General features: G+C 43.7%; 20 protein-coding genes. 14 read left to right on the top strand and 6 right to left on the bottom strand.

The features are described 5' to 3' along the window. Positions 1-40 precede the first annotated feature (40 nt). A complete protein-coding gene (locus tag QYF49_RS19065) occupies positions 41-1600 on the top strand; it encodes a fatty acid--CoA ligase (RefSeq protein ID WP_290401186.1) in 1560 nt (519 codons plus the stop codon). Positions 1601-1641: 41 nt separating this feature from the next. Here the strand turns inward: QYF49_RS19065 and QYF49_RS19070 are convergent, their stop codons facing one another. The 5 genes from QYF49_RS19070 to QYF49_RS19090 all read right to left on the bottom strand — a co-directional run bounded on the left by QYF49_RS19070 (position 1642) and on the right by QYF49_RS19090 (position 5355). After that, on the bottom strand, positions 1642-2013 hold the full coding sequence (locus tag QYF49_RS19070; protein WP_290401187.1) for a CBS domain-containing protein: 372 nt from the start codon (positions 2011-2013) through the stop codon (positions 1642-1644). Positions 2014-2077: 64 nt separating this feature from the next. After that, positions 2078-2476, bottom strand: coding sequence for a hypothetical protein (locus tag QYF49_RS19075; protein ID WP_290401188.1), 399 nt, complete (start codon positions 2474-2476; stop codon positions 2078-2080). Positions 2477-2487: 11 nt separating this feature from the next. Beyond that, on the bottom strand, positions 2488-3015 hold the full coding sequence (locus QYF49_RS19080) for an NAD(P)H-dependent oxidoreductase (protein ID WP_290401189.1): 528 nt from the start codon (positions 3013-3015) through the stop codon (positions 2488-2490). 34 nt (positions 3016-3049) lie between these two features. Further along, a complete protein-coding gene (locus QYF49_RS19085) occupies positions 3050-4672 on the bottom strand; it encodes a DHA2 family efflux MFS transporter permease subunit (protein ID WP_290401190.1) in 1623 nt (540 codons plus the stop codon). Between the two features lie 44 nt (positions 4673-4716). Then, positions 4717-5355, bottom strand: a complete 639-nt coding sequence (locus tag QYF49_RS19090; RefSeq protein ID WP_290401191.1) for a biotin/lipoyl-containing protein — start codon at positions 5353-5355, stop codon at positions 4717-4719. 231 nt (positions 5356-5586) lie between these two features. Between QYF49_RS19090 and QYF49_RS19095 the strand changes: the two genes are divergently transcribed. The 13 genes from QYF49_RS19095 to QYF49_RS19155 all read left to right on the top strand — a co-directional run bounded on the left by QYF49_RS19095 (position 5587) and on the right by QYF49_RS19155 (position 16649). Continuing rightward, on the top strand, positions 5587-6036 hold the full coding sequence (locus QYF49_RS19095) for a MarR family winged helix-turn-helix transcriptional regulator (protein ID WP_290401192.1): 450 nt from the start codon (positions 5587-5589) through the stop codon (positions 6034-6036). Positions 6037-6090: 54 nt separating this feature from the next. Beyond that, positions 6091-6510, top strand: coding sequence for a MarR family winged helix-turn-helix transcriptional regulator (locus QYF49_RS19100; protein ID WP_290401193.1), 420 nt, complete (start codon positions 6091-6093; stop codon positions 6508-6510). A gap of 102 nt (positions 6511-6612) precedes the next feature. Continuing rightward, positions 6613-7320, top strand: a complete 708-nt coding sequence (pssA, locus tag QYF49_RS19105; protein WP_290401194.1) for a CDP-diacylglycerol--serine O-phosphatidyltransferase — start codon at positions 6613-6615, stop codon at positions 7318-7320. A gap of 299 nt (positions 7321-7619) precedes the next feature. Next, positions 7620-8240: a TetR/AcrR family transcriptional regulator gene (locus QYF49_RS19110; RefSeq protein ID WP_290401195.1), complete on the top strand. Its 621-nt coding sequence runs from the start codon at positions 7620-7622 to the stop codon at positions 8238-8240. A 13-nt stretch (positions 8241-8253) separates the two neighbouring features. Further along, entirely contained in the window at positions 8254-9147 is an 894-nt protein-coding gene (locus QYF49_RS19115) for an ABC transporter ATP-binding protein (RefSeq protein ID WP_290401196.1), read from the top strand. Then, positions 9144-9632, top strand: coding sequence for an ABC transporter permease subunit (locus QYF49_RS19120; RefSeq protein ID WP_290401197.1), 489 nt, complete (start codon positions 9144-9146; stop codon positions 9630-9632). The genes QYF49_RS19115 and QYF49_RS19120 overlap by 4 nt, the downstream gene beginning before the upstream one ends. Positions 9633-9661: 29 nt before the next feature. Beyond that, positions 9662-9895: a hypothetical protein gene (locus QYF49_RS19125; RefSeq protein WP_290401198.1), complete on the top strand. Its 234-nt coding sequence runs from the start codon at positions 9662-9664 to the stop codon at positions 9893-9895. 25 nt (positions 9896-9920) lie between these two features. Continuing rightward, the gene (locus tag QYF49_RS19130; RefSeq protein WP_290401199.1) at positions 9921-10715 is read left to right on the top strand and encodes an ABC transporter permease subunit; all 795 of its coding nucleotides are present in this window, start codon (positions 9921-9923) and stop codon (positions 10713-10715) included. Between the two features lie 205 nt (positions 10716-10920). Next, positions 10921-11766, top strand: coding sequence for a MurR/RpiR family transcriptional regulator (locus QYF49_RS19135; protein ID WP_290401200.1), 846 nt, complete (start codon positions 10921-10923; stop codon positions 11764-11766). A 49-nt stretch (positions 11767-11815) separates the two neighbouring features. Next, on the top strand, positions 11816-13303 hold the full coding sequence (locus QYF49_RS19140; RefSeq protein ID WP_486599198.1) for an amino acid permease: 1488 nt from the start codon (positions 11816-11818) through the stop codon (positions 13301-13303). Positions 13304-13316: 13 nt separating this feature from the next. Beyond that, entirely contained in the window at positions 13317-14135 is an 819-nt protein-coding gene (locus QYF49_RS19145) for a GNAT family N-acetyltransferase (protein WP_290401201.1), read from the top strand. A gap of 42 nt (positions 14136-14177) precedes the next feature. Beyond that, positions 14178-15326: an o-succinylbenzoate synthase gene (gene menC / locus QYF49_RS19150; protein WP_290401202.1), complete on the top strand. Its 1149-nt coding sequence runs from the start codon at positions 14178-14180 to the stop codon at positions 15324-15326. A gap of 129 nt (positions 15327-15455) precedes the next feature. Then, complete coding sequence (locus QYF49_RS19155; RefSeq protein WP_290401203.1) at positions 15456-16649, top strand: class I SAM-dependent rRNA methyltransferase; 1194 nt, start codon at positions 15456-15458, stop codon at positions 16647-16649. Between the two features lie 355 nt (positions 16650-17004). On the opposite strand, the gene QYF49_RS19160 is transcribed toward QYF49_RS19155, so the two are convergent. Further along, complete coding sequence (locus QYF49_RS19160; RefSeq protein WP_290401204.1) at positions 17005-18303, bottom strand: esterase-like activity of phytase family protein; 1299 nt, start codon at positions 18301-18303, stop codon at positions 17005-17007. Positions 18304-18370 lie beyond the last annotated feature (67 nt).

Genomic DNA, 18370 nt, shown 5'->3' on the forward strand with positions numbered 1-18370 from the left:
TTGCTTGTTTTCACTCTAAAAAAAGTGGGAGGAAGAATGGATGTATCCGACGATTGGAAGGTTATTTGAGCAGACGGTAAGCAAGTATCCGAATAAGGAAGCGCTGGTTGATGTGTCCCGTAACCGAAGATGGACGTATGGAGAATGGAATCAGTATGTCAACCGGACTGCACAGGCGTTCTTAGCTGCGGGGGTAAAGAAGGGGGATGTGGTTTCTGTCTTCATGTACAACACGAGTGAATTTGCGACGGTTTACTTTGCTTGTGCAAAAATAGGCGCCGTCATCAATCCGATTAATTTCCGGTTAAAATCAGGTGAAGTCTCGTATATTCTCAATGATTCCAAACCTGTTCTTTTTATTTATGAAAAAGATCTGGAGCAGCAGGTGAAGGTTTTGTTTGATGAGTTTCCACTTGTTTCCTTCTGGTCGGTCAGCGATGAAGCACCGGAGCGGGCAGTTCGTTTTCACGACAGGGTTCAAGAAGCTCAAGGCTCACCGCCACATGTTGAAATGGACGAGAACGACTTGTATGCGATCATGTATACGAGCGGAACGACTGGACAGCCAAAAGGAGTGATGCACCGCCACAGGGACATGGTCGAGCAGAGTTTAACCTGCATGCAGGCTCTGCAGCTGAGGCCGTCAGACAGAGGATTGGCGGCTGCTCCCATGTTCCATTGTGCTGAACTGCACTGTGCATTTTTGCCGCGGGTCCATAATGGATGTACGACAGTAATCATGCACCATTTTGATGCAAAAAAAGTCCTTCAAACGATTCAGGACGAAAAAATTTCGGTGATGTTTGCCGCGCCTACCATGTGGAACATGATGCTGCAGGAAGAACTCTCTCAATACGAGACCTCTTCCATGAGGTTCGGTCTTTATGGCGGAGCATCGATGGCCCCCGTTCTCGTTCGGGCGCTTGGGGAGAAGCTGGGCATTCAGCTTGTACAAGCGTATGGTATGACGGAGATGGGACCCGCTATCGCCTTTTTGTTTGAAGACGAACAGGAAGCAAAAGCCGGCTCTGCCGGAAAAGCTTGCTTTAATCATGAAATCCGTGTCGTTCGGCCCGGTACTAAAGGTCCGTCTGACCCCGAAGACATCCTTCCGCCGGGAGAGGCCGGAGAAATCATCGTCCGGGGGCCAAGCATGATGAAAGGGTACTACAACCGGAATGACGCTACCGAGCAAGCAGTACATAAAGGATGGTATCATAGCGGAGATATTGGTTATATGGATGAAGAAGGATACCTTTTTGTTTCTGACCGGATGGACGATATGATCATCAGCGGGGGAGAAAATATCTACCCGCGTGAAGTGGAAGATCTTTTATACGAGCATGACGGAGTACTTGATGTAGCTGTGCTTGGAGAGCCTGATGAAAAGTGGGGAGAGCGGGTGACGGCCATCGTCGTGAGGAAAACAGGGGAACTTTCCGAGGAAAACCTTGATGCCTTCTGTAAAAACAGCCAGAAGCTGGCAGATTACAAGCGGCCAAGAAGATTTGTTTTTGTCGATGAAATGCCGAGAAACGCAAGCGGCAAAATTCAAAAGTTCCTGCTCCGTGAAAAGTATACAAACATACCTGCACAATAAAAAAGCAGCCGGTGACGGCTGCTTTTTACACGAAAGTTCCATTACAATTGCTGAAGGAGGGCTTGCTGAATTCTTCGGATAACGTCTCCGCGGCTGATGACACCGACAACCCGTTTTTCCTTTTCGACCACCGGAAGCTTTTTAAAGTGATGTTTAGCGAGAAGATGCAGTACTTTTTCCATTTCATCCTGCGGAGAAAAGACGAAGGAAAAGAAATCATAGATTTGCCGTTCACGGGGTTTGATGGAACGTAATATATCACCGTCGGACACCATACCAAGCAGCTTTCCGTGCTCATCGACCACTGGCACTCCACCGATCTTTTCTTGAACAAGCAAACGAAGGACGTTTCGGAGGGTATCATCCGGGTTGGCTTTAATCACATTGGAGATCATGAACTCTTGAACTTTCATAAAAAGCACCTCTTTGAAAATGGTTAGAGAAAAGCCATAGAAGTCGACATTCTATGGCTTTTCTCTATTTATTATCGCGTTTTTTATTCATTGCTTTTAAAGCGTTGCGGTAATCGCTATCTTTCATCGAAAGCTTTTCCGGTTCATCCTGAGGAGCCGCAGGCTTAGACGTTTTTAATCTCTGCAATGCATGACGGTACTCGATGTCACCCATCTCATTCGAGTCTTTCTCAGGCACGTTCTCTTGGACTGCTGGCGATGATGCAGCTATATTCTCGTGATTTTCCTGGGCAGCGGCGGTTTCATCTCGTGCAGGTTTGTGCACGGGTTCTTCCACAGCTGGAGACTGAACGTCTTCATTCTCCGTATTTGCCTTGTTCCTGGCGGCAAAAGCCCTCGTATTAATAACAATTAAGACTGCAATTAAAATCACGGCGACTACTATAAGTAATATGCCGATCATTTTTCCATCACCTACCGTTCTGTAAATTGCTGTGCAACCTGAGCTACACGCTCTCCCAATGCGCGTCCAAGCGCCTGGTCGTCCTCGGTAATGAGGTCATTCCCTTCAATCGGACAAGTTATTCCGACGCCGTAGTAAGATCCATACAGGGCATTTTCCGGGATGTTGCCAGGAAGGCCAGCAATAATCATACCTTGGTGAAGCATTGGAGTAATGAGGTTAAGAAGAGTCGCTTCCAATCCTCCGTGGGTGGTGGCTGTTGTACAGAATACAGCCCCCACTTTGTTGATGAGTTTTCCTTCCGCCCATAAATAGCCAAGCTTGTCGATCCAGCTTTTTAGGCCAGAGCTGATGGTTCCGAAATGGCCGGGGCATCCCCAAATGATCGCATCCATCTTAGGAAGGGAATAAACATCAGCTTCATCTACATGCTGCAGGTACACATTGGCGCCGCTCACTTGCTGTGCTCCGGCTGCGATGGATTCGGCTAATGCCTTTGTGTGGCCGCCTTCACTATCATAGACAATACATATATTCATGAAACATTCCTCCAGATTTTAATACAGTACGTTGTTAGGACACGTTCTTAGGCGCAGGCAGCAGAAGAATTTCATCTTTCTGAGGCACTGGCGCGGCCGCTTCTCTGACCTTGTCTTTTCGAACGTCACGGAGAAAGAGGCTTAGTACCAAACCAATGGCCGAAATAACGGTTGCGATAATGAAAGCATCGTTAATGCCATTAATGCTGGACTGCTGGCTCGCTTTTCCAAATAGAATCGTTACCGCCTGATGCTGAGCCTGTGAAACAGGAAGATGCAGTGTGACCGCTACTTTTTGAACAAATTCATGGAAGGATGCCATGAAGAAAGGATCAGCTGTATTCATGGATCCCTCCATTTCATTCATATGAAACGTTGTCCGGTTTGTAAAAATCGTAGTGATCAGGCTGATACCAATGGAGCCCGAGACCTGGCGCAGCGTATTGGACATCGATGTACCATGGCTGCTCAGGTGCTTAGGCAGCTGGTTAAGACCCGCTGTCATGATCGGCATCATTAAGAATGACATTCCGAACATACGGAACATATATAGGATGACGATGAACGTGTAAGGTGTATCCATCGTTAATCGTGTAAAGAAATAAGTCGTTACCGTTGTGATCGCCATACCAAAAATCGCGAGAGGACGAGGCCCCAATTTATCAAACAGTGTTCCTGAGACCGGAGACATGACCAGCATGATCAATGCCCCCGGCAGCAATAGCAGTCCGGAATCAAGCGGAGAATAGCCGCGGATGGTCTGCAGATAGATCGGAAGCAAGAACATCCCGGAGAATAAACTGATCGTCAAAACGACATTTATAACACTGGCTAATGAGAAGATTCCATAGTTAAAGATCCGCATGTCGAGCAGCGGCTTCTCAATACGAAGCTGCCTGATCGTGAAAATCATGAGCAGGACAGCCCCTGCAATCATGGTTGAAAGTACGACCGCATCATCCCAGCCATCATTTCCTGCTTCACTGAATCCATAAAGGAGCAGCGACATACCGGCAAGAGATGTAAAGACGGAAGGGCCATCAACCGTAACCTTTTTTGGCGGCTGTATGTCCTTCAGGCTGAAAAACGCGAGAATTAAGACGACAAAACCGAGCGGCACCATTCCAGTAAAGAGAAGATGCCAGTCATAGTTCTGTACGACAAAACCTGAGAGTGTGGGGCCGACTGCTGGAGCAAACATCATGGCAAGACCAAAAATCCCCATCCCTTTACCACGGATTTCCGGAGGGAAAATAAAGATAATGATGGTCATTACAAGAGGTGCCAGCACTCCGCCGCCAACGGCCTGGATTAAACGTCCAACCAGCATGATCGGGAACCCTGTTGAGATCCCGCAGATCAAAGAGCCGAGCGTAAAGCAGAACATGGCGAACAAAAAGAGGCGGCGAACCGCGAACCGCTCAATCAGAAACGGTGAGAGCGGAATAAGTGCACCATTGACCAGCATATAGCCTGTCAATAGCCATTGTGCTGTATTCGCTGACACTCCGAATTCCGTGATTAAGTGGGGAATGGCCACGTTCAGCAGCGTCTGGTTCAGGATTGCAAGGAATAAACCGACCATGAGTATGGCTAATAAAGGAATAAATCTTTTTATATTGTGTGAGTCTTGCGGCTGTTGAAATTCGCTTGACATGTTATTCTTCCTCCTTTCTTAGGAAGTATCATTCTTATCAATCATTAGTTTTTAGAAATTTTTACTTCTGCGTTCATACCTGGCAATACTTTATCAGATGAGTTTGTGATTGAAATTTTAACAGGTACAGTTTGAGTTACTTTTGTGTAGTTGCCGTCATCGTTTGATTTAGGCATTAATGAGAATAAAGAATTTGTGGCAAAACCAATTTTTTCAACGTTCCCATCAAGGGTAGTTTCATCGTCACCATCGACAGTAACGTCAACTTGGTCACCCTCTTCAATATCTTTTAATTCGTCTTCTTTAATGTTCGCGATCACGTATAGATCGTCCATGTTGACTTCACTTGCAAGGGTTTGGCCCGCTTGAACCATTTGGTCATCGCTCGCTTGTTTTTTAATGATGGTTCCATCGGCAGGAGTTTTAATATCCATTGATTTTTCAGCACCGGAAATTTTTCCGATTTTATCATCCTTTGTGACCTTTTTACCTTCTTCCAGGTTCCAATCAGAAAGTTTTCCATCGGTTGGAGCAGTGATGTTGCGCAGATCACCTGTTACCTTTGCATTGTCAGTCGAAACATAATTGCTATTCTGGAAATAGTAATACGCTCCTCCTGCGATTAAAACTATGACTACGAGAAATGCTACGATGTTGGTCATGAGTAAACGACCTCTAGACATTTAGTTGCCCTCCTTAATTATTAATATTATTAACTGTAGATCACAGCTAACTGTTAATGATTGATACCTCTGTGAAGTTTTACTTTTATCCAAAGATACTTTATGATAAAGGTATTATATAAGTAAACACTTTACCACAAAAAGGCTGAAGTGCACAATAAAAATGAATTTTAATTTTTTAAGGGTTAATGATACTATCATGTTGAGCCAAATAACCCAAAGGGGATTGCTATGGAACAAAAATTACAAGCTCAAATCGAGCAGCTTGATCGCATCAAGGACACGTTCTTTCAATTGCAAAGAGCGTTTATTCAAAATCAAATCAAGGAATTCCCATATAGTTTGACACCAACCAAGTACGCGGTGCTTAAGATGCTGTTTCAGAAACAAAGAAGCATGGTAGTGGATATTTCCAAGACGATGGGAATGACTTCAGGAGCGACAACGACACTTTTGAACCAGCTGGAAGAAGACCAGCTGATCCAGCGTACACGTGATGAAAAGGATCGGAGAGTGGTCTGGGTCGTATTATCGGAAGCCGGAGAATCGCTCATTTCTGCCATCATTGAAAAACGGAATGGCTTTTGGGCAGAAATGCTTTCCACTCTAACCAAGGAAGAGCAAGATGAATATATTCGATTGTTAAAAAAAATAGAAGCTGGGATTAAAGCCAAAGTTTGACGCAAGCCAGGCTTTGCTTCATCATTTCCTGCAATGCCAGCAAGGAGAATAGCTATGAAAAACCGAGAAGCGCTCGTTCAGGATCTCGTGACAACCTATAGAAATCAAAATAGAAAGGCCAGGGCATGTTTTCATGCTTTGCTAAAGGATTTTATTCCGCTTAACGAATATGCGGCTCTAAAGGTACTTCGCTGCCACGGTGATCAGATGGTATCGGAAATTGCGGATCGGCTGCAGGTGACGAACAGCCATATTTCTGTAACAAGCGATAAATTGATCAACCGCGGTCTCGTCACACGAAAACACAGTGAGCAGGACCGGAGAATCGTTTATTTATCGATCACGCCAAAAGGGGAACAGCTCGGGGATGAAATGGATCAAGTCCTGCATGATTTCTATCAGGAAACGTTCAGTGAATTTACAGTAGAAGAAATAGAAATATTTATCAAGTTATTGAATAAAATAAAAATGTAAATCAGAAGGGGGAGGCACCCTTTTTCATTGGGAATTCGATTGTAAATTTCCTGAAATGCTTTAGTATTAAAGGGTATAGTCTACATACAAAGGACGTGCTCAATGAAAAAGCATATACCCAATCTGCTGACACTTGGAAATTTATATTGCGGTTTTTTTTCGATCGGCTATATTATAGACGGCGACAGCAAGAACGCCACCATCCTGATCTTTATCGCCATCATGCTCGATGCGGTTGACGGCAGGGCAGCAAGAATTCTTGGAGTGACCAATGAGATGGGAAAGGAACTCGATTCCCTGGCAGATATCGTTTCATTCGGGGTAGCACCAGCCTTTTTAGCCGCTCATACGTACTTTGCCGACTTTCATTATATATACGGGGTAGCGATGTCCGGAATCTTTCCAGTGTTCGGAGCCTACCGTCTGGCCCGTTTCAATGTAACCTCCCAAGAAGAATCGCTAAAGCACTTCACCGGAATCCCGATCACACTGGCAGGAGCGATCGTTACGTTCTTGGTTCTGTTTGTAAAAATGATCCCGCTGTGGGTTTTCATCATTGCTTTCTACGGGCTGGCGATTCTGATGGTCAGCACCATTAAAATTCCAAGCTTCAAAAACATCAAACTGCCCAAAAACGGTGTCATCGTCACTCTGTTTTTGTTCTATATGTTCTATCTCCTGGCTAAGGCAAGATTTGAGAAAGTGCCGGTGTTCTTCTATGTAGCACTGGCGATCTACATCCTGTTTATCATCATTCGGTTTATCCGTGTTAAAGAGCCGAGGCTTCCGAAGTGGAAGCGCGGGAGATGATCTTGGAGCACCCATCCTTATTAGTAAAGGATGGGTGTTTTTGTGTGTCAAAACATGTCGATGTATGTCTAACATCAATATGCAGTTTTCGAACACCTCCTTTTAGAGCTCAAGCCATGGAAATCGTTATCATCATAAAGCAAACAAAAACTTATGCATTTTCACCGGGAATATCTTTGCAGCAGCCTGGCTGAATTTTGACGAAAAAATCTTGTTGACCAGAGTGGTCAACGAGCATATACTGACATTGACCGATATGGTCAACCGATTGGCGATAAATGATGAAAGAAGTGCTGCCTGTGTTTTCGAAATTTTACAATCTGGAAGATGAAAAACAAATCAAAATCTTGAATGCTGCCATCAAAGTGTATGTGCAGAAGGGGTATGACCATGCTTCGACCAACGAAATCGTGAAGGAGGCTGGCATATCTAAAGGATTGCTGTTTCATTACTTTAAGAATAAAAAGACGTTGTATCTTTTTTTGTTTGATCACTGTATGGACGTGGTCGTGGAAAACTTTTACAAAAAGGTGGTCATGGAGGAAACAGACTTCTTCAAAAGGCTCCAGGACATGACGCTGATTAAGATTGAGCTTCTTCATACGTATCCAGATATCTTCCGATTTTTTGAGAAAGCGCTGCTGGAGGAATCGGATCAAATCAGAGGCGATTTTCAAAGCAAGATTAAGGATTTTAAGGCTAGCAGCTGCACGTGGCTTTTTGATGGGATTGGTACCTCGAAGTTTCGGGACGATCTGGATCTTACAAAAGTCATAAAAAGTATGCTTTGGGCTTTTGATGGCCTCAGTGAAGAAATACTGGCCAAAGCGAAAGTGCAGGATGAGGCGGTTGATTATGACGAGGTGTTTGCGGAAGCCAGTGAGTACATTGATTTATTCAAAAAGGCTTATTACAGATAAGGAGGCTTCGGCCATGAATGTGATTGAAATTAAGAACTTAACGAAAAGATATGGCAATGCCAGAGGAATCGAGGACATCAGCTTTCATGTGGAAGAAGGGGAGATCTTTGGTTTCATCGGTCCGAATGGCGCCGGTAAATCCACAACACTCCGAACACTGTTGTCGATCATCTTTCCAACAAGCGGAAGCGCAACGATTTTCGGTAAAGACGTCATTAAACACGGGCCGGAAATCAAAAAACAAATCGGGTATCTGCCTTCAGAGGTGTTCTACTACGACAAAATGAAAGTGAAGGACCTCCTGAACTATTCGGCGAGCTTTTATAAAAAAGACTGCAGAAAAAGGATTCATGAGCTAGCGGAAATCATGGATCTGAACCTTAATAAGCGCATCGAGGATTTGTCCTACGGAAACCGGAAAAAGGTGGGTATCGTTCAGGGGATGCTGCACGAGCCGAAGCTGATCATTCTGGATGAGCCGACTGGGGGATTGGATCCGTTGATGCAGCAAAAGTTCTTTGATCTATTAAAAGAAGAGAACAAAAAGGGAGCGACCATCCTGTTTTCTTCCCACATTCTGAGTGAAGTGCAGAAGATGTGTGACCGGGTCGCGATCATTAAAGAAGGCGAGCTCATTACCGTCGAGAAGATCAGCACCCTTCAGGAAAACAACCATAAGAAGATTAAAATTGAAACAAAACAGCCGGTGGATGCTGGATGGTTTGCAGTGGATGGCGTCACCAACATTGAGAGTGATGGTCATAAAATCAGCTTCCTGTACAGCGGCAACATTAACATCATCATGAAAAAGCTTGCCGAAATGGAACTGTCCAACCTTTGGGTGGATGAACCAGACCTTGAGGAAATCTTTCTTCATTATTATGAGAAGGAGGAGGGTTCCAAGTGAATATCTTCTTGCATGAGCTTAAGGTGAACCGTAAGTCCATGCTGATCTGGGCATTTGCGCTGGCGGCAGTCACGGTGCTGTTTTTTTCGATCTACCCATCGGTTGAAAAGGATGGTGATCAGTTTATTAAGGTCCTTCAAAATTATCCGGAAGGTGTGCTTAAGGCATTAGGCGTTCAGATCAGCACGATCACATCACTTCTGGGATTTTACTCGTATTTCTTTTTATATGTGATGCTGTGCGGTGCCATTCAGGCGATGAACCTTGGCACTGGCATTCTTTCCAAGGAAGTCAGCGGGAAGACAGCCGAGTTTATTCTCACGAAACCAGTGACAAGAGCTTCACGAATGTCATTTTTATCGCTGTTTCATACGGTATGGCATCTGCAGCAGCGACATCTGATTTTAATGAAAAAGCTTTCTTTTTCATGTCTGCGGCAAATTTCTTTGTTCAACTCGTGTTTGCATCGCTTGGTTTTCTCGTAGCTTCAGCTTTTTCAAGGATTCGGCAAGTATTGCCGATTTCGCTCGGTACGGTATTTGCTTTCTTTATCATCAGCACGTTCGGCTCTGTTATAGGGGATAAAGCCATACGTTATATTACACCGTTTAAATTTTTCGATCTGCCGTATATTATGAAGCATTCCTCTTATGAACCGGTATATATCAGTATTGGTGCGTCCGTTGTAGTGGTGGCGGTGGCTGCCAGTTACATGCTGTTTACGAAAAAAGACATCCATGCGGCATAGCAGGATAAGGAAGAGGTGACAAACAATGAATATCTTTTGGAGAGAGCTGAAATATAGCCGTAAGTCCATGATTTGGTGGTGCGTCGGCATTCTGTTTATGGTGGTTTCAGGAATGAGCAAGTATGGAACGATGAAAAGTTCCGGGCAGTCGGCGAACGAGATCTTCGGTGCGATGCCTAAATCACTTCAGGCGATATTTGGGTTGAGCTCACTGGATTTGTCAACGGTCATGGGGTTTTACGGAATGCTGTTTTCGTATCTCGTCTTAATGGCAACTATCCATGCTGTCATGCTCGGAGCCAATATGGTTGCAAAAGAAGAGCGTGACAAAACATCAGAGTTTCTAATGGCCAAACCAGTCTCCCGCATAAGAATCATAACATCGAAGCTTGCAGCATCACTCGTGCTGCTCGTTATCTTTAATCTCGTAACCTATGCTTTTTCCACTGCCATGGTGAAGCACTATGAGTCCACTGCAGACACAGGTGAGATTTGGAAGTTCATGGCTGGATTGTTATTGCTGCAGGTCTTGTTCCTGGCAATCGGCATGGTGATCGCGGCTATCACCAAGCATCCTAAGAGGGCCACGTCCCTGGCTGCCGGGATCCTTCTCGCTGCCTATATCCTGTCGATCGTCATCGAACTGAATGACAAGCTTGATGCTCTCAAGTACATTACGCCTTTTAAATACTTTGAGGCGAAGAACCTGTTAAGTGACAGCGGGGTGGACGCGGTGTTGGTTACTCTGGCAGCGGTTATTTGTGCAGCTTGCTTATCGGCTGCCTTTGTCTTTTATAAAAAGAGAGATTTGAAGAGTTAAAGAAAATGCAGGGACAAAACCATCTTCCCGGATGGTTTTGTTTTTTTATGGATCAGCGTGTATAGCAACTTTCCAAATGAATAATCGGAATAGTCGAAAAGTATTCTCATTCTTCTTTCAATATGGTAGTGTAAGAATTAACGAAGTATTTGATTCTCTTTTATAAAAAATGAAGGATTTAATTCTAAACGGAAAGGAGTATTTGATGGATCAGCTTCCTTTTAAACGTTTAGTAAAAGAAAAATTCCCGCATTTATCGGGAGGCCAGAAAAAGGTCGCAAACTATCTGATCGAAAACCTGGATGAAGCAGTCTTTAAGACCGCTTATCAGATTGGAAAAAAAGCAGGTGTAAGTGAAACGACGGTTATACGTCTTTCTTACGCATTAGGCTTTGAAAGTTTCAGTAAAATGCATGATCAGATTCAAGATCAGCTGCTGCAGCTGGCTCAAACTGATCATTTGAAGGAAAAAGAACGTGATGACCGCCATGATCTTTTTACCAAAGTCATCGAAAGCGAAGTCCACATTTTAAGGCATCTTTTAAACGAGGCCAATGTCCAGGAAATTTGGAAGGCAGTAGAGGTCTTGATCCAGGCGGATCAAATATTAATTGCGGGTCATCGTATTTCACATGCAGCGGCTTACTGGTTTTCCTATACGCTAGGCTCTTTACGAGAAAATGTTTGGTTAAGTTCTCCTTCTGGAGATTTTTTTGAAAAGTTCTGCAGTCTTACCAACAAATCGGCCGTCGTTATCTTCTCTTTTCCGAGATATGCAACCGAAGCCCTGAAAATGGCAGGAATCGCGAAAAAACACGGGATTTGCCTCATATCGGTCACTGACCGTCTCCTTTCTCCCGTCGGAAGCATTTCTGATATTGCATTAACCACGGAAGAAAATGCAGAAGCCGGCCCGAATTCCATTGCGTCTGTTATTACCTTATTGGATCTGATCATTGCAGGGATTTATGAGAAGGACAAAAAACGCATTCAAACCAGGCAGGAAAAATTAGAGAATCTGTACACAAACTACGATGTTTTTAGTGAATAAGAAAAAGAAAAAGACGGATAAAAATTAGAGAAAGAGGTGTGATATCATCGTGCAAAATTCTCCATCAGCCGTTCGTATTGAAGATGCAGCACGGCCAGTTTCCGGCCAAACACACTTGGAGCGAAAGCTTAAAACAAGACATCTTTCCATGATTGCCATTGGAGGCACCATTGGAACGGGACTGTTTTTAGCCAGTGGTTCAATCATTCACACAGCAGGACCCGGCGGTGCAGTTGCTGCTTATTTGGTTGCAGGTGTTATGGTTTACTTTCTCATGACGAGCTTAGCTGAAATGGCGGCGTTCATTCCTATTACCGGTTCCTTTAGTACGTATACGTCCAGGTTTGTCGATCCTGCTCTGGGATTTGCAATAGGCTGGAACTATTGGTATAACAATGCAATTGTCGTCGCTCTGGAATTGGCAGCTTCATCTCTGATCATGAAATACTGGCTTCCTGGTGTGCCTGGTATTGTCTGGAGTGCTTTATTTTTGGCTCTTATCTTCGGCTTAAATATTTTATCGGTAAAGGGTTATGGTGAATCTGAGTTTTGGTTTGCGATCATAAAGGTAGCGACTATTATTATTTTCTTAGCTGTAGGAGTGTTGATGATTTTTGGGATTATGCACGGGAATTCAGCAGGATTTGAAAATTTCACTAAGGGACCGGCGCCGTTTAATGGAGGTATTTTTTCTATTTTAGGAGTGTTTATGGTGGTCGGCTTTGCCTTTCAGGGTACGGAGCTCGTAGGGATTGCGGCAGGAGAAAGTGAAAACCCGAAAAAGAACATCCCAAAAGCAATTAAACAGATTTTCTGGAGACTGCTTTTATTCTATGTACTGGCCATTATTGTCATTGGATTTTTGATCAGTTATGATGACCCGCGATTGTTAAGCACGGATATACAAGATATTGCGGTCAGCCCTTTTACGCTCGTCTTTAAAAATGCAGGGTTTGCGATGGCAGCTTCTGTTATGAATGCAGTCATTCTTACTTCTGTGCTATCCGCCGGAAATTCAGCGATGTATGGAGCATCGCGGGTCTTATGGGTACTTGCTAAAGAGGGCAAAGCCCCTTCGTTCCTGAAAAAAGTAAATGCAGGCGGGGTGCCGGCAAACGCCGTGTACTTTTCCGCCATTATTGGGATGGCCGCTTTTCTAACTTCGCTTTTTGGAGAGGGAACGGTCTATACTTGGCTGCTGAATGCAGCAGGCCTGTCGGGCTTCCTTTCATGGCTGGGAATTTCCATTACACATTATCGCTTCCGAAAAGCCTACCTGGCTCAGGGTAGAGCGTTACATGATTTGCCATACGTATCTAAATGGTTTCCGCTAGGTCCGATCTTGGCTACCGTCCTGTGCCTGACTGCCATATTCGGACAAAATTACGCTGCTTTCTTTGAAACGCAGATCGACTGGTATGGCATATTAGTGTCCTATATTGGACTTCCTTTGTTTTTACTTGCTTTTCTCGGATACAAAATGATAAAGAAAACAAAAATGGTTCCATTGCAGAAAGCGGATTTCAACCAGGATTAAACGGAGGTGCTGCATGACACAGAGTATTGTAATCCGATCCCTTCGTCTTATTGAAGAGCTGGAGGATGTAAGAAGGCTGGAGGCAAAGATCTGGGGAGAAGCCGACTCGACACCATCACACCAGACCATTACTGCAGTGAAAAACGGCGGATTGGTATTAGGAGCCTATGACGGGGAACGCCTGGTGGGATTTCAATACAGCTTTCCAGGATATAACGGAAAAACGAGTTATCTTTGTTCCCATATGCTTGGGATTGATGAAGAGTTTCGAAATAAAAAAATTGGAGAGAAATTAAAGATCGCCCAGTGTGAGGAGGCAAAAAAGATAGGCTACCCTCTTATTACCTGGACGTATGATCCATTGGAAAGTATTAATGGTTATTTGAATATCTCAAAGCTTGGCGGCGTTTGTTCTTCCTATATTGAAAACTGTTATGGTGAACTGGAAGATCCATTGAACAGTAAAATTCCTACAGACCGCTTTCTTGTCGAATGGCATATCGATCAGGAGCACATCCCCCGCAGATCTTCGGTTCATCACCTTGAACAGGCGGTGGAAATGTCACTCATTCAATGGAAGAAAAATGGGGACGGGCTGCCCGTTCCTTTGAGCGCTCCTCTGGCTGGGACAGAAAGCGATAAGGCGATTGTGGCTATCCCAAAGAATTTTAGAATGATCAGAGAAGCCAGCCTGAAGGAAGCCATAAACTGGCGTTTGAAAACACGGGAAATTTTTACTGGCTTGTTTCAGAACGGCTGGCAGGTGACCGATTTCATAAAGAATGACGTTAAGGAGCTTCCAGTACAATTTTATGTGCTGACCAAAAGATAATTGGACTTTGCTTTATGGCGAAGGAAAAGAGGAGAACTGCAAATGAAAATAAGCCAAGTCATATTACGGCATATGAAACTAGATTTACTCCACCCCTTTACAACCAGCTTTGCCACAGAATATGACAGGGAATTTATTCTCGTCGAAGTAAGAAGTGAGGATGGAACTTCTGGATGGGCAGAATCAGTAGCGATGCCTGATCCTGTCTATAATGAAGAAACAGTGAAAACCAACTGGCACATGCTCGAGGATTACTTAATCCCCATCTTGCTTCATAACGATATTCAGCATCCAGATGAACTCACTGAACAATATTTTGCTTTCATCAAAGGCAATTATATGGCAAAAGCTGCTATAGAGGGTGCCGTTTGGGATTTGTATGCGAAAAAGCAAAACCAGCCCCTTTCAAGTGCACTTGGAGGAACAAAAAAACAAATTGAGGTCGGCGTCAGTATCGGAATAAAAGACTCTGTTGCGGAAACGCTAAAAACGATTGAATCCCGTCTTTCAGAGGGCTATAAACGCTTTAAACTTAAAATTAAACCAGGATGGGACATTGAATTAATCGAAAAGGTACGTTCGGCTTTTCCAGATATCCCTCTTATGGCTGATGCAAATTCTGCGTACACCTTAAATGATGTGGATCGGTTAAGAGCGCTTGACGATTATCAATTAATGATGATTGAACAGCCGCTCGCCTATAACGACATTATTGACCATGCAGACTTGCAGGCCGAACTGAAAACACCGATTTGCCTCGATGAAAGCATCCACTCTTTGGATGATGCCCGAAAGGCTTTAAAGCTGGGAAGCTGTAAAATTATTAATATCAAAATTGGCCGTGTGGGAGGCCTTACTCAAGCCAAAAAAATTCATGACCTGTGTCAGGATCAGGGTATTCCTGTATGGTGCGGGGGGATGCTCGAATCGGGAGTGGGAAGAGCCCACAATATTGCGATTACTACTCTTCCGAACTTTGTTTTGCCAGGTGATACTGCGGCCTCCTCACTTTACTGGGCAGATGACATTATTGAGCCTGAGGTAACAGTGGAAAATGGATGGATCTCAGTTCCAGACTCCCCAGGTATCGGCTATCAGCCAAGCCTTGAAAAAATAAATAAATATACGACATATAGCCGAACATATAGAACGGAGAGGACTGCAGCCCAAACCGAGTCTTGCCTCATTTAAGTACAAACCAGAAGCACAACAACCCGTATGGAGAGTTGTGCTTTATTTTATGGCATTAATGATTTCTTTCGCCAGAAGTATTATAATGACAGAACGTGAACCAGAAAATTGATCGATGAATTGGGTGGAATGATGAGTACAGCTCGTGTGAAAATAAAATCTTCCGATAAAAGCATCAAAGGTGGATCACCGCTGATCGTAAGCGATGCCGTTTCTTACGTGGACAAAGGTCTGGCAGAAGGAACAATCATTGAAGCCGTTGATGAAAGCGGCAAGTTTATAGGCAAAGGTTATTATGGCAAGCAGAATAAAGGGATCGGCTGGATTTTGAGCCGGAACCCCAAGGAACGGATCGACCAGTCCTTTTTTGAAAAGAAATTAAAGGCAGCCTTCAAAGACCGGGAGCCGTTTTTTGAAGATCCGCTCACTACCGCCTTCCGTGTTTTTAACGGAGAAGGTGACGGAATCGGCGGTGTCACCATGGATTATTTTGATGGATATTACGTCATCAATTGGTACAGTGAAGGGATCTATCAATTCAAGGAATTTATTTTACAAGCGCTTAGAAACCTGACAGACTTTAAAGGGATCTATGAGAAGAAGCGGTTTGCTGAAAAAGGAACGTACATTGAAGATGATGACTTTGTTGAAGGAGAGCGAGCGCAGTTTCCCCTTATCGTCCAGGAAAATGGCATTCATTTTGCGACGTACTTAAATGAAAGCGCGATGGTCGGTGTGTTCCTTGATCAGCGGGAAGTGAGGAAAGCCATCCGGGACAAGTACTCGGAAGGCAAGAGGGTATTGAATACCTTTTCGTATACCGGTGCTTTTTCAGTGGCAGCCGTATTGGGCGGAGCAGTAAAAACGACGAGTGTCGATCTGGCCAATCGAAGCCGAAGCAAGACACAGGAACAGTTCAGCATCAATGGTATTGATTATGAGTCACAAGATATTATCGTCGAGGACGTATTTAACTATTTCAAATATGCGGTAAGAAAAAAGCTGCTGTTTGACCTGGTCATCCTGGATCCGCCGAGCTTTGCGCGTTCCAAGAAACATACGTTCAGCGCTGGAAAAGACTATCCGGCACTGCTTGAACAGGCGATTGCCATCACGGAAAAGAATGGAGTAATCGTCGCCTCATCCAACTGCAGCACGTTTGGCATGAGCAAGTTCAAAGGCTTTATTGAAAAAGCGTTCCGCCAGACCGGCGGCAAGTATAAAATTCTTGAAGAGCACAGACTTCCTGAAGACTTTAAGACGATCAAAGAGTTTAGAGAAGGAGATTATCTTAAAGTCGTTATTCTAAAAAAACTGCCATAATATAAAAGGGGCTGTCCTGAAAGTCAAAAATTGACCTTCAGGCAGCTCCTTTTTCGCGCAAAAAATCTTCAATGAAAAGTTGATTATAGTGGAAGGTGCGAGATCCTCGAAAATGAAAATCACATTTTCTTCGTGCGATGCACCGCTGCCGCAGCGTTCCTTGTCCTGGGGGACTAGCGTGACAGGTGAGACTCCCGCAGGCGCTTGCGCCAAAAAGTAGGCGTTCACGCCGGTAAGGCTCACCGCACGCCCCGCGAAAGTAGGCGCTCGCGCCGGTAAAAGCGAGCGGCCTGAAACGGAAATCAACGGCTTCCAGACTTCTAGGACAGCCCCTTTTTTAGATTACGGTGTTTTTTCAGGGTAAACGGAACAACCAAAGTTCTGTTTTACTATTCGGATCTTCCATTCCAAAGTCATCGTCATTAATGACAGCCAATTTTTTGCCCTGAACTAACGACATTCCCTCTGCTTTTTCATAAGGATAATCGTAATTTAAAAGATTCAATACTTCCTTCTTAGCAACCATTTTAATTCCTGCAGCTTTTAAATCTTTTGCGTTCATTTGTTCGAGCGTTTTTCCTTTATGTTTGTCCCTTCCTAAGATATTTGTTGCACCTTGAAAATTTATTTTATATATTTTCTTCAATTTCGCTTTTTTTCCTATTTCTGAATCTCGTTCGTCGACAAGCAAATGATGTTCATTAATAGCATAAAGATCAGAAACTCCAATATCTTTTTGATCAAATCCCAACTTTCGTCCATTATCAGCAAGGTATGCATATTCGGCTATTACCTTTGAATTTTTTACATTTATTTTTAGAATCCGAACTACTCTCGAATTTTCACCAGGGTTTGACAGTGCACTTTGTGTCATGGTGAAAAGATAACGTCCATCTGGAGTAATCGTCACGCTTTCGAATCCTTTATTTTCCATTCGTTTTGTTAGAACTGCAGGCAAACTCCCCTTTACAGGAATCAGAGGAGCGTTTTTAAATTTAGATTCCATCCCAGACGGTATTAACCGTTTTACAAGGGTACCATCTTTTTTTATCTGGACTAGACTTGGCCGGTATTCATCACTTAACCAAAACGTTTGATCTGTTGGATTGTAAGCAAGCCCTTCAGTATCTAAACCATAGGGATCATATGACAAAACATTTTTCCCTTTCGCATCATATGGTGCTTCATCAAATTTTTTAAAATTAGGCAAACCTGTAATAGTGGAGCTTCCCGTTACAGGATCTGATCCATTTGGTAACTTTAATTGAATGATTTCTACTATTTTTAGTTTTCCTTTAGAAATTTCCATTTTATACACTGCAGGCGTATACTTTGGTATTGGAAAGGTTCTCCGTTCTTCACTATTTACGGTCATTTTCCCGTTGGGGCCCCGATCGGACGAAGAATAAAAAATGTTATCAGGGTCACCTGGCAAATGGAGAAGAGAAGATCCTAGCGCTCCATGGATATTTTTAGATAACTTTGGTGGATTTTCTAATGGATATTTTCCAATAAGCTTAACAGAAGGGGTCGAAGTACTCTTCTTTTCTTTATTCTCTTCTTGCTTCTTATTGGTGGATGGTCTGGAGCATGCGAATATGGCTATGCATATGAACGAGATTAAAACTACTTTAAGAAACATAAATTTTTTCATCCTGAACTCCTTTTTCTTTTGTATCGTTTACTTTCTTATAATGGGCAATTACTACGGTATTATAATC

It is taken from the genome of Fictibacillus terranigra, from assembly GCF_030412265.1.
GTDB classification, from domain to species: Bacteria; Bacillota; Bacilli; order Bacillales; family Fictibacillaceae; genus Fictibacillus_C; species Fictibacillus_C terrinigri.